Origin of the sequence: Flavicella sp. (assembly GCF_037132785.1) — a bacterium.
GTDB lineage: Bacteria > Bacteroidota > Bacteroidia > Flavobacteriales > Flavobacteriaceae > Flavicella.
The window spans coordinates 1-12509 of record NZ_JBAHZZ010000037.1 but is presented as its reverse complement, the minus strand read 5'-3'; the positions used below and the strand labels follow the sequence as shown (position 1 = coordinate 12509).

The window sequence follows — 12509 nt, the reverse complement described above, 5'->3', positions numbered from 1 at the left end:
CCCTTTACGATAGGATTGTAGCAAAGGGAAAGAGTAAAAAGTTAGCGTTAATAGCGGTTTGTAATAAGCTCTTGAAACAAGCCTTTGCAATTGCTAAATCTAGGATTCCTTACGATCAAAATTATAGAAGTACTTTACAAGTGAATTAATCAAAATTTAATTGTTTTTTACCACAGTTCTTTGTTAGGGGCTGGGTTTTCTTCTTCGTTATCATCTTTCTCTGAAATAATACCGATTTTTGTTAATCCATCAATTATTTCTTCTCCCCAATGTTCGTAATTATCATTATTACTTATCAAAACACTAATTTCATCCTTGTTTTCGTCTGAAATATTTTCGAATAGTTTTTCTATAATACTTATTCCAAAATAATTTTCTTCAATTGACTGACTCTTTTCTACGCATTGTTTAGCAACTGAATAAAGTAATTCAATATCTTTCTTGTTATTAGTTGACCCAATTAATTCTGCTATTTGGACATAAGCTTTTATCTCTTCACCTTGACCTAATTTGGAATGGATAAAACTTATGATAGGTTTAAGTATGTTATTAAAAAATTCACTGTAAGAAAGGAATGCTTTAAACTCTTTAAGAACATTAAAAGCATTTGGTGATTTATTTTTGTAATAATCAATTATTCCGTTCTTATAATCAAGAATTAATTGTTTATTATCTTTTAAATCAAATGTTTCACGGAGATAAATGAGTTTTTCAGTTATGTCTATTTTTTCATCAATCAACTCTTTAATTATCTTCTCTAATATAAATCCAGAAAATTTGTTGTTATTAATATCGATGCTATTCTCTTTCAAATGCTTCAATAGAACTGCAATATGATTATTTTCAATTGGGGTAGATGTAATTAAATCAAAATTAGAAAATTCTTCTTTTTCTAACTCTTTATATAGTTTTATTTGTAATTCTGGTGATGAAATGAAAATTGATTGTTTAGTTTCAGATAATGACAATATATCGTTTGAATATTTAACTTTTTCATTCAATAATTGTAAAACAGTAGGATTTGGCTTAATATATTGATTAAATATTTTCAGTAATTGAGTATCTATTAAATCGTTATTTGTTGATGAAAAATATGTGGTTTCTACCCAAAGGTTTACACCTAATTCAAATAATGGTTGTTGGTTGGCTGAAAATTGGAATACTCTACTTATCAAATTTGACATAGAATTAATAAACTCATCTATTTTAGATGTTTCCGAAAAAGAAGTATCTAACAGTAAAATTAACCCATAGTCTTGCTCAATTTTCGGTTTCTGTTGTGCTAATTGTGGATTATTGGCAAAAGTTCTCTGTTTTATTCGTTCTAAGATAACTTCGAATAATTTGATTCCAATTGGTTTAGAAATGGTTTTATTACTCCAGTTATTTAACAATTCTAACGAAGTATTTTCAATTGGGGAATCGACTAGTTGTCTTAATACATTGCTTGGTAAATAATCTGTTTTTTCTTTTTCACTAATAATTTTTAAAAGTGAATTTAAATATAGACTTTCCTTTTTCCATTGACCAAATAGTTGTTTTAATAAACTGGGTGTGAATTTATATTCACTACTTATTATTATTTCAAAAACTTTTTCATATTCTTCAAACTCTGAATCATTTTCAATAGGCTCCTTTAAATAATGAATAATTATATTTTCAATACTGTTTGTATGAGCATTTAAGCTTTTAATATTTAATGATTCAATAATTACTGTTAGTGTATTCTCTTCTAATAACTCTCCCAAAATAGATTTAATTTGTTCTTTTGGAGTTTGAATAAATCCAAGCCAAAACTCAATTACAATATTTTTAGATAATTTATGTTTCTTACTATTATAAAATAATTTGGCAAATGTCATAAACCCATTTACAGAAAATTGACCTTTTATTTTGACTATTTTTTTAAATTCACGAATTAATATTTTAATGTTTTCGGCATTTAATTCTATTTCTTCTGGTTTATTGTTTTTTAAGATATCCGATATTTTAAAAGATTCTTCACTTTCTTTAAAGTGTATATATTCATCAATAGAAAGGTGTTTTATTTGTGGAATGTAGTATGATTGAATACTATCTAAAAATCTTTTTAAATCTTCTATGTTGTTATGTTCTATCTTATTCAAAAGCTCTTTATTTGACGGGTATTTGTCAAAATAATCAGGATTTTCAAGTAATATTTTTTCAAAATGATACCATTTCTGTTTTATAGCAATCATTATTGTAAACAACATTATATTTTCAAGTAATTTAGGCAAAGACTTCAATGCTAATTGAAAATATGTTGAGTAATCATTTATAAATCGTATTATATTTCTTGGGCTTTCTCCTTTATATGCGAAATATAGAATTTGCGTAATTGTCTCAATATCTTCATCAGTTAATATGTCTTGAAAATCTATTTTTGTTAGTTGTTCTTTGATATATCTATCTCTTTCAACTTCTTTTAAAGTTGGAATTCTCACATATGTTTGAAAAATTTTGTCAATAAACTCTTCTGTAAATTTCCTTTCAAATGATGTATCAGTATTCTTTTGATTTATGGAAGAATTTGACAAATAATTTTTTATCGCATCATCATCTGCTGGTATGATATAAAAACAATTATTAATATCCATAAATGTTTTTATTGTAGAAAGTGTTTCATATGCCATATGAGATTCACATCGGTCAATATTGTCAAAAACAATTACATATTTTTCATCTTTAATTTTTGATAATATATCATTGAAAATTCCTTCAAATTGTTCTGGTGAAAAATTCGCTTTTTCTGTAAAATTCTTTACCGTGTTTCTGAAAAATATTAATTCAGCTATTTTTTCAAATGGCTTCTTTAATAGTAGTAAGAGAATACCTCCAATTCCAATAAAACTACTAATTGGAGCCAATGTTTTTAAAATATTAAAACTCTTTTTTATGTAGTTGTTTTGAATCAACTCATCTGGTAGAAATTGGAATATCAGAAATAAAATAAATGTCCCTACCAGTGTGATGTAAGCAATTTTATATCGTTTCCATATTTCAGAAAGTTTTTCTTTAAAATCACTTGCTTGTGTTTTTTATTTCATCTAAAGAAAAAAATAATTCAAATTTATTATCAACCACTCCGAACTTATTTGTTACTTTTATTTCGACAAAAAACATAACATAAATAAATTAGAAGCTTAGTGGTAGTCTAAATATATTATCGATTTTAAAACTGCACACAAATTTCATGTAAATCCATTGTAAGTAATTAAAAATAATGAAAATACTTTTCACTCTTCTATTAGGACTGGTTTTTACCACGTCAGTTAGCTCACAATCATTACTAATTTATGGGGGTAACAACCATGATGTTTTTCTTGGATGTCTTAACTGTGATAAGTATAAAAGTAGTTCTATATGGAATGAGTATGGTGATAATGGGTCAAAATATAATTCGAATTGTATATGGAATGAACACGGAAACTATAGTGGAATATATAGTGACAATTCGCCATTTAATAAATATGCTTTACATCCGCCTATATTGGTGGATTCAGAGGGCAACTTTTATGGGTATTTTACCGCAGACATATATTACTCTAAACGGACTACAAATAAGTTTGCTTTAATGATAATTGATGACTGGGAAGTAATTATGGAAGATGTTGGAGAGGCTTATGAAAAATTTCAGAATAGGTTTATTTAACGACTAGAGTAATTTATCATATGTTGGTTGTAAATAAAAAAAAGATAAATATGAAAAAATCATTATTGATTATAATGACTCTAGCATCAATTAATTATTTAACAGCTCAAATAAACACGGACAGTTTACCTGGTAATTTATCATTTCCTTCGTCTAAAGCAGAGTTATACCAAATAAACATCCAAATGATTGATTAAATTAGTTTCTACTATTTCTAAAAGTCCACACTGTTATTAGCCGTTACTTTTCTAAACCAATATGCTGACTTCTTAGGTATTCTTTTTAATGTTTTGAAATCCACATAATGCAATCCAAAACGTTTATCATAGCCAGAGGCCCATTCAAAATTATCCATAAAAGACCAAGCAAAATATCCTTTTAAATTCACTCCGTTTTCTATGGCTTCATTACACGCTTCTAAATATCCTTTGTAAAAATCTAATCTATATTGATCATCAACCTCACCGTCAACTAGCTTATCTGTATAGGCGCATCCATTTTCTGTAATATAAATTTTTGGACTGTCATATCGCTTGCTTATCCATTCCAGTAATTTTTTACAGCCCCAAGGCACCACTGCCCATTTCATTAAGGTTAGATTCCAGTTTGGATCTAAAGATAAATCTACATCTTGGTCTTCTGAGATACCTCCGTTACCATACACGCAACGTTCTTTTTCTGTACCATCATCGTGTGCAGCATACATAGTTGTGTAATGATTCAGTCCAAAAAAATCTGATGTTCCTTTTATCAATTTTTTTTCTTCTTCAGAAAAAGTAGGTAATCTATCACCCAAACGGTCCTTCATTACCTGCGGATAATCTCCTAGATACACCGGATCTGTAAACCATGCTAAAAAGAATTCCAAAGCGCGTTCTGCCGCTTCTTTATCAAGGTCACTATCTGTCAGAGGTTCTCTCCAGTCACAATTATTGGTAATTCCGATTTGTCCATTTTGATGGGCGTATTTATCGCGATATACATGCACAGCTTTCGAATGTGCTAATAATAATTGATGTGCAGCTTCATAAGGTTCTGAAGTAGAAATTCTTCCTGGTGCAAACACTCCTTGCCCGTACCCTAATATAGCAACCACCCAAGGTTCGTTTAAAGTAATCCAGTTTTTTACTCGGTCTCCAAAACGTTCAAAACAAACATCAACATAGGCTGCAAAATAATCTGGAATCTTAGACCCTAACCAGCCGTCTTCTTCTAACTGAAGCGCTAGCGGTAAATCCCAATGATATAAGGTAACCCAAGGTGTAATATCAGCCTCTAATAACGCATCAATTAAATCAGAATAAAACTGAATACCTTCTTCATTAATATTTCCTTTTCCTGTTGGCATAATACGCGTCCAAGCAATAGAAAAACGATAGGCTTTTACTCCCATGTTTTTCATTAACTGAATATCTTCTTTGAATTTATTATAGTGATCGCAGGCGATTTCTCCTGTTTCACCGTTGTGTGTTTTTCCTGGAATTCCAGAAAAAGCATCCCAAATAGACGGTCCTTTCCCTCCTTCATAAGCTGCTCCTTCAATTTGATAAGAAGAGGTAGCTGTACCCCAAATAAAATCTACTGGAAATTTTTTCATATTATATTCTATTTGTAATTTATTTTCGCACTGTCTTTCGACAAGGCAGGTACAATTTTCTATCTACTTCAATATGCTCAGTATGACAGAAAACCACTGATGATTATCAAACTAAAATTAATTTGTAGTTTCTGCTAATCGTCTTTGATTTAATTCTTTTGTTATCTCAGACATTTTACTATTTGTTAATGGGTATCGAGACATTAATACTGCTGCAATTATAGCAACAACAGCAGGTATCCAGCTCATTAGCATTGTGATACCAGGAATAGCTCCTCGTATAGAAGAAGAATCTTGTCCGTTATAGCCATATAGTCCTAAAATTAGCCCCATGATTGCACCTGCAATTCCGCCTCCAAATTTGATAGAAAAAGAACCTGCAGAATATATCAATCCTGTAGCTCTTCGTCCATTTTTCCATTCAGAGTAATCTGCTGCATCACCTAACATTACAAAGAATAACGTTGGCAAAATTGCTGCTCCAAATTCTGAGATCAAACCGATGATGAAAATAGCTGTGATGTCATCTGGTCCACAAAACATCAACAAAGCATTTATCCCTCCAGAAAAAATCAAGGCATAGATAAATAAGTTTCGTTTTCCGAATTTTTTGCTAAGTGATGTTGTGATAATTGCCCCTGCAATTGATGCCAACATCAATCCAACTAAATAAGAAGCTGCTAATAATTGATCGTTTAAATAATGGGTGAAATAAATAATAGTAATTCCTTGTTTGATGGAATTATAGATGTTGAATAACAAGCCAATAACGAGTAATACCAACCAAGGTTTGTTTGTAAATAACTGTTTTAAATCTTCTCTTAAATTACTTTTTTGTTCTTTAGGTGGTTGTACTCTTTCTTTGGTTGTGTAAAACGTAACAAACATGAACAGAACTAAAAAGACTGCCATTAAATACATGGATTTGCTATATCCTTTTTGCTGATCTATAATTACAAAACTAGCTTCAGATAAATTTTGCTCTCCTGTAACGATAAAAGAATATGTTTCATCTTCTACCATTTTAAAACTCTTACTCCCTGTTGCTATATTTTTATCAGCACTTAAAGAGTCATCGTTCCAAACAAATTGTGCAATACCGTCTTCTGTCTTGATATTTACATTTTGAACATCTTTAGAGGCTACAACTTCTATTTTAAACGTATCCTCATCTAATTGTGATATGTTGATAGTTGGACTTACATTTCCAAAATAAGCAACCAAAAACAGTAATGCACCCTGAACTAGCATCCCTCCTGTAAAGGCACCAACCATTCTAAAAGAACCTATACTTGTCCGTTCTTTATCATCACCTGTCATTACCGCCATTAATGCCCCATAAGGAATGTTGTTTGCTGTATAGATTAGTGTGAAGAAAATATAAGTTATATAAGCATAGACGATTTTTCCTGATGAACTTAAATCTGGGCTTGTAAATAACAACGATAAAATGACTCCTAATGGAACAGCTGTCCACAGAATCCAAGGGCGAAATTTACCGTACTTAGATTTTGTTCTATCTCCAATAATCCCCATTAGAACATCGCTAATGCCATCGCTAAATCTTGCTACTAACATTAGAATACCAACTGTTATCGGTTTTAATCCAAATACATCGGTATAAAAAACAAACAAAAAGGTAGCAACTCCTCTCCATGCAATATTTGCAGCGCCATCACCTAAGGCGTAGCCAATCTTCTCTTTAAGAGAGATTTTGTTTGTGGAATTCATCAGTAATTTAGGTTTTAGAAAACCAAATATAGCATAAATGTATGGTTAATTCGCCAGCCTACTTAAATTATTAAAGGATTAAATAAATCAAACGTTTTAGAATTTCAAAATTAAAACAACTTAAAAAGACAAGTTAAAACTATTTTAGAAGTAAAATAAAAGATTACAAAAAAGCACTAAAATAACCTGAGGGAATACTTGTGGGTTTGAGGAACTTACTAATATTATGAGACTATCTGCTGACCTCATAAAGGCTTGTTTTAACAAAAAATGCATTGCATAAAGAAATTAGTTTAAAGTATTGGGTTATTTAATAGAATTTAGTAGTTTAGGCATTAAAAAAAACAATTATGATTTTCAAAAGTTTCTTAGGTAAAAGTCCAGTGTGGTTCAAAATCACAATGATTTTCTTTTTAATTATAAACATTCCGATTTATTTTATTGATCCAACAGTTAGTGCTTGGTTATTTATTGCTGAGTTTATTTTTACATTAGCAATGGCTTTAAAATGTTATCCTTTACAATCAGGAGGTTTGTTGGCGATACAGATTTTGTTATTAGGACTAACTACTCCGAGTAAATCGTATCATGAGGTAGAACAAAACCTAGAGGTTGTATTATTGCTAGTGTTTATGGTGGCAGGGATTTATTTTATGAAACCTCTATTGATGTATATTTTTAGTAAAATATTTACAAAGATAAAATCTAAAATTCTTTTATCATTATTGTTTGTCTTTATGTCAGCTATATTATCTGCCTTTTTAGATGCCTTAACAGTGACGGCTGTATTAATAAGTGTTGCGGTAGGTTTTTATGGAGTATATCATAAGATTCATTCAGGAGTATCAGACTATGATGGAGATGGAGTTATTGATAAGACTCAATTAAGTGGAGAAAATTTAGAACAATTTAGAAGTTTTTTAAGAAGTTTAATAATGCATGGTGTAGTAGGAACTGCACTAGGAGGTGTTTGTACTTTGGTAGGGGAACCTCAAAATTTACTAATTGGTGAGAGATTAGGTTGGGATTTTATTGAGTTCTTTTTACAAATGGCACCTATAACTATACCTGTTTTGTTCTGCGGTATGTTGACAACGGTTCTTTTAGAATGGACAGGTACATTTGGATTTGGAGCAAGGAGACCTGATGCTGTAAATAAAATTATTGACGAGTATACAAAGGCTGAAGATGAAAATAGAACGGCCAAAGAGAAATACGCTCTGATTGTTCAAGGTGTTGCAGCGGTATTGTTAATTGTCGGTTTGGCGACTCATGCTGCTCCTGTTGGTTTTATGGGCTTAGGTTTGATTGTTTTTCAGACAGCCTTTATAGGTATTATTGACGAACATGCATTAGGGTATTCCTTTCAGGAAGCACTCCCTTTTACAGGTTTGATTGTGGTCTTTTTTATTATTGTAGCGATGATTCATGATCAGCATTTGTTTACTCCAATTATCAATTGGGCATTGCAGCAAGATCCAGAATCTCAACCGAGTTTGTTTTATTTAGCAAATGGTGTTCTGTCTGCAATTAGTGATAATGTATTTGTAGCAACAGTATATATTGGTGAAGTTCAGGCAGCATTTGAATCTGGTCAAATTTCTAGAGAACATTTTGAAAAATTGGCTATCGCAATTAATACAGGAACAAATTTACCAAGTGTTGCAACTCCAAACGGACAAGCTGCTTTTTTATTCTTGTTAACATCATCCTTAGCTCCATTGATTAATTTGTCATACGGAACAATGGTTAAAATGGCATTTCCTTATACAATCGTATTAGGAGGTGTTGGATATATTATGGTGAACTTGGTATTGTAATTTACGTTTACTCAAAAAAAAGGAGCCATTCATATGAATGGCTCCTTTTTTGATATAAATAACAGCGGAAGTAAATATTTCTGAATTAATTAAATTAAATACAATTTACTATTCGTATTTTCGTTTTTTATAAGACTTAACAAAAATATTTTTAATATGTTATCACTGTTTCAAGAAGCTATCGTCAACACAGATGAAATCGTTTCAGAGGAAAAAACCTTGTCTATCTATAAGTTAGTTATGGAGGGAGGGATTGGAGGTCAAATAATTATCGCAATTTTATTGGTTTTATTAGCCGTTTCTTTATATATCTATTTTGAACGTTTTTTTGCTATAAAAGCAGCAAGTAAAATAGATAAAGATTTTATGAACCAAATTAAAGATCATATAGCTAGTGGTAATTTAGAGGCTGCGAAATCTTTATGTGCAAATGTAGAAACTTCTGTAGCAAGTTTAATCGGAACTGGAATATCTAGGATAGGCAAACCTTTAGAAGATATAAATACTGCAATTGAAAATGCAGGAAAATTAGAAATCTATAAATTAGAAACCAATGTAAGTGTGGTAGCTACCATTGCAGGAGCTGCTCCAATGATTGGGTTTTTGGGAACGGTTATTGGAATGATTATTTCTATTCATGAAATTGCAAATGCAGGTGGGCAGATTGATATTAAGCTACTGTCAGATGGTTTGTATACTGCAATGACTACTACGGTAGCCGGTTTGATCGTTGGGATTATTTCCTATATAACATATAATCATTTAGTGGTTAAAACAGATAAAGTAGTGTATCAAATGGAGGCAAAGACAGTTGAGTTTTTGGACCTTTTAAATGAACCAGTATAAAAATAGCATATGAATATACGAGGTAGAAATAAGGTAGATCCAAGTTTTAATATGTCTTCAATGACTGATATTGTTTTTTTGCTACTCATATTTTTTATGTTGACATCTACTTTGGTAACCGTAAACGCTATTGATGTACTGTTGCCAAAAGCTGGAGGTAAAACAGAGAACAAAGGTTCTATTGCTGTTTCTATCACAAAAGAGTCAAAGTTTTATATCGACGGTAATGAGGTTTCCGAAAATAATTTGGAAAGCGTAATAAAAACACAATTTGCTAGTTCGCAATCAAAAACTCTAATTATTAGAGGTGATCAAGATGTGGCTTATAAAAAAATTATGCATGTTATTGATATAGCAAATCGTAATAAGATTAAAATGATACTTGCTGTTAAAGGCATGTAGTGTATTATGAAATATCTAAAAACAAACCATCAACGGAAATCAGCTGTAATTACGATTGTGTTTATGACATCAATATTGATGTTGATGTTGTTTTTTGGAATGAAATATGTAGATCCTCCAGAAGAATATGGAATTGCAATTAATTTCGGAACATCTGATATTGGGAGCGGTCCGCCTATAGTACAAGAAACTATTAAATCTTCGCCAGAGCCTGCACAACCAAAACAAGAAGTAACAAAACAGCAAGAAACTCTAGAAAAAGAAGTTATAGAAGACGTAGTCACTCAAAACAGCGAAGAAGCTCCTGTGATTCAAAAGAAGGAGGTCGTAAAAAAAGTGACTCCAAAACCTCAAAAGAAACCTAAAGAAATTGAGAAACCTGTGGTTGAAGAAGCTCCGAAGCCCTCCGAAGAAACTCAAAATGCTTTGTCTAATTTATTAAATGGAAACAAATCTGATGGAGATATTTCTACAGGCGAAGGAGATGATGATACAACTGGCTTAAAAGGAAATGAGTTGGGAGACCCTAATTCATCTAAATATTATGGAAATGCTGGCTCTGGAGGTGATGGCAATTACAATCTATCAGGAAGATCACCTTTGTCTCGACCTATAATTAAACCAGATTGCAATGAAGAAGGAATCGTGGTTGTTCGTATTGAAGTGGATAAATCAGGAAAAGTAATCAAAGCAATTGCAGGGGTTAAGGGAAGTACAAATACATCTCCGTGTTTATTAAAACCAGCGAAAGATGCCGCTTTAAGAACAAAGTGGAACGCTGATAGCGAAGCTCCTTCTAGGCAGGTAGGACGTATAATATATCGTTTTTCGTTGTCGGAATAAATTCTTTTTCGAATACTACTTAGACTATGAATTATCAAGAAACTTTAGACTGGATGTTTGTTCAGTTACCTATGTACCAAAGGCAAGGGGCTGCTGCCTATAAAAAAGATTTATCTAATACTTGGCTCTTGGTTGATAAAATTGGAAATCCTGAGAATAATTTTAAGTCGATACATGTTGCTGGTACAAACGGAAAAGGATCATGCAGTCATATGCTGGCTTCTGTATTGCAAGAGGCCGGATATAAAGTAGGTTTGTATACTTCGCCACACTTGGTTGATTTTAGAGAACGAATCAAAGTAAATGGAAAGGAAATTCCAGAAGAAAAAGTAGTCCGTTTTATAGATGAAAATAAATGTTTTTTTGAAAAAAATTATTTATCTTTCTTTGAAATGACTGTCGGTTTGGCTTTTGATTATTTTAGTGACGTAAAAGTTGATTTTGCAATCATAGAAGTTGGACTAGGAGGAAGGTTAGATTCAACGAATATTATCAAACCGGAGGTTTCCTTAATTACTAATATAGGTTTGGACCATGTTCAATTTTTGGGTGATACTTTGGAGAAAATAGCTTTTGAAAAAGGTGGAATTATTAAAGAAAACATACCTGTTGTGATAGGTGAATTTCAACAAGAGACTTATCCTGTATTTGCCGATATTGCAAAACAAAAAAACGCTCCAGTGTTTTTAGCTTCCGATTTGATTAAAGGTGATTATTTTTCCGATTTACAAGGTAGTTATCAGAAACACAATATCAAGTCAGTATTACAAACTTTAAATGTTTTGGAGGACAATGGTTATATAATCAATAAATCTTGTATTACAATTGGTTTGATGAATGTGGTGAAAAACACAAGGTTATTAGGCCGCTGGCAAGTATTAAGTGAAGCTCCTAAGACAATTTGTGATACGGCACATAACAAAGAAGGATTGATATATACGATGCGACAATTACTTAATGAAGAGTACAAACAGTTACATATTGTTTTAGGGATGGTGAATGATAAAGATTTAGATTCGGTATTACCGTTATTTCCAAACAATGCTAGATATTATTTTTGCAAACCAAATTTAGGAAGAGGTTTAGAAGTAGGTGTGTTGAAGAAGAGTGCGGAGCATTTTGGATTGTTTGGCAATGCATTTGATTCTGCAAGTCAGGCGTATAAGTCCGCTAAAGAAAACGCAAGTTTTGATGATGTTATTTATGTTGGAGGAAGTACTTTTGTTATAGCAGAAATATTAGAATAAATTTAAATAAAAGTTTGGTGGCATTGAATATAGATGTTATATTTGCCACCGCTAAGGGCAATTAGCTCAGTTGGTTCAGAGCACCTCGTTTACACCGAGGGGGTCGGGGGTTCGAATCCCTCATTGCCCACCAAGATTTAAAAAGTCTACACTTTCGTGTAGACTTTTTTGTTTTTATAAAAACTACACCAATTTTATATTTAAACGGTGTAAGACCGTTGCAAGGTACATGACAAAAACAAACATCCAAACTTAGGATATAAATCATTGTTTGTTAGCTTATTAAGATGTATATTCAAGCCATGAAACTACAAATAACACCTACTTTTGCAGATAGCATTTGTGATTTA

10 protein-coding genes, 1 tRNA gene and 1 pseudogene are annotated in these 12509 nt (G+C 31.5%); 9 read left to right on the top strand and 3 right to left on the bottom strand.

Annotated elements, in window-relative coordinates:
* Positions 1–149: pseudogene (locus V5787_RS02265) on the top strand (IS110 family transposase); the annotation flags it as partial.
* 18 nt (positions 150–167) lie between these two features.
* On the opposite strand, the gene V5787_RS02260 reads toward V5787_RS02265, so the two are convergent.
* A complete protein-coding gene (locus V5787_RS02260) occupies positions 168–2936 on the bottom strand; it encodes a P-loop NTPase fold protein (protein ID WP_336891661.1) in 2769 nt (922 codons plus the stop codon).
* Positions 2937–3244: 308 nt separating this feature from the next.
* Between V5787_RS02260 and V5787_RS02255 the strand changes: the two genes are divergently transcribed.
* Both V5787_RS02255 and V5787_RS02250 read left to right on the top strand, forming a co-directional pair.
* Entirely contained in the window at positions 3245–3673 is a 429-nt protein-coding gene (locus V5787_RS02255) for a hypothetical protein (protein WP_336891660.1), read from the top strand.
* A gap of 50 nt (positions 3674–3723) precedes the next feature.
* Positions 3724–3870 (top strand): hypothetical protein, encoded by a 147-nt coding sequence (locus V5787_RS02250; RefSeq protein WP_336891659.1) that lies wholly within the window; start codon positions 3724–3726, stop codon positions 3868–3870.
* Positions 3871–3887: 17 nt separating this feature from the next.
* Here the strand turns inward: V5787_RS02250 and V5787_RS02245 are convergent, their stop codons facing one another.
* Positions 3888–5270 carry a GH1 family beta-glucosidase gene (locus tag V5787_RS02245; RefSeq protein WP_336891658.1) on the bottom strand — a complete coding sequence of 461 codons (1383 nt, stop codon included), beginning with the start codon at positions 5268–5270 and terminating at the stop codon, positions 3888–3890.
* Positions 5271–5387: 117 nt separating this feature from the next.
* Complete coding sequence (locus V5787_RS02240) at positions 5388–7001, bottom strand: MFS transporter (RefSeq protein WP_336891657.1); 1614 nt, start codon at positions 6999–7001, stop codon at positions 5388–5390.
* Positions 7002–7354: 353 nt separating this feature from the next.
* Between V5787_RS02240 and nhaB the strand changes: the two genes are divergently transcribed.
* The 6 genes from nhaB to V5787_RS02210 all read left to right on the top strand — a co-directional run bounded on the left by nhaB (position 7355) and on the right by V5787_RS02210 (position 12292).
* Positions 7355–8821 (top strand): sodium/proton antiporter NhaB, encoded by a 1467-nt coding sequence (nhaB, locus tag V5787_RS02235; RefSeq protein ID WP_336891662.1) that lies wholly within the window; start codon positions 7355–7357, stop codon positions 8819–8821.
* 156 nt (positions 8822–8977) lie between these two features.
* A complete protein-coding gene (locus V5787_RS02230; protein WP_336891656.1) occupies positions 8978–9667 on the top strand; it encodes a MotA/TolQ/ExbB proton channel family protein in 690 nt (229 codons plus the stop codon).
* Positions 9668–9676: 9 nt separating this feature from the next.
* Positions 9677–10069 (top strand): biopolymer transporter ExbD, encoded by a 393-nt coding sequence (locus V5787_RS02225; RefSeq protein WP_336891655.1) that lies wholly within the window; start codon positions 9677–9679, stop codon positions 10067–10069.
* A gap of 6 nt (positions 10070–10075) precedes the next feature.
* Complete coding sequence (locus V5787_RS02220) at positions 10076–10912, top strand: energy transducer TonB (RefSeq protein WP_336891654.1); 837 nt, start codon at positions 10076–10078, stop codon at positions 10910–10912.
* Between the two features lie 26 nt (positions 10913–10938).
* Positions 10939–12159 carry a folylpolyglutamate synthase/dihydrofolate synthase family protein gene (locus V5787_RS02215; RefSeq protein WP_336891653.1) on the top strand — a complete coding sequence of 407 codons (1221 nt, stop codon included), beginning with the start codon at positions 10939–10941 and terminating at the stop codon, positions 12157–12159.
* 55 nt (positions 12160–12214) lie between these two features.
* A tRNA-Val gene (locus tag V5787_RS02210) sits at positions 12215–12292 on the top strand.
* Positions 12293–12509: the final 217 nt, after the last annotated feature.

Coding starts and splice junctions, on each gene's coding strand:
- V5787_RS02255 (WP_336891660.1), top strand. CDS start 3,245: ATGAAAATACTTTTCACTCTTCTATTAGGACTGGTTTTTACCACGTCA.
- V5787_RS02250 (WP_336891659.1), top strand. CDS start 3,724: ATGAAAAAATCATTATTGATTATAATGACTCTAGCATCAATTAATTAT.
- V5787_RS02245 (WP_336891658.1), bottom strand. CDS start 5,270: ATGAAAAAATTTCCAGTAGATTTTATTTGGGGTACAGCTACCTCTTCT.
- V5787_RS02240 (WP_336891657.1), bottom strand. CDS start 7,001: ATGAATTCCACAAACAAAATCTCTCTTAAAGAGAAGATTGGCTACGCC.
- V5787_RS02230 (WP_336891656.1), top strand. CDS start 8,978: ATGTTATCACTGTTTCAAGAAGCTATCGTCAACACAGATGAAATCGTT.
- V5787_RS02225 (WP_336891655.1), top strand. CDS start 9,677: ATGAATATACGAGGTAGAAATAAGGTAGATCCAAGTTTTAATATGTCT.
- V5787_RS02220 (WP_336891654.1), top strand. CDS start 10,076: ATGAAATATCTAAAAACAAACCATCAACGGAAATCAGCTGTAATTACG.
- V5787_RS02215 (WP_336891653.1), top strand. CDS start 10,939: ATGAATTATCAAGAAACTTTAGACTGGATGTTTGTTCAGTTACCTATG.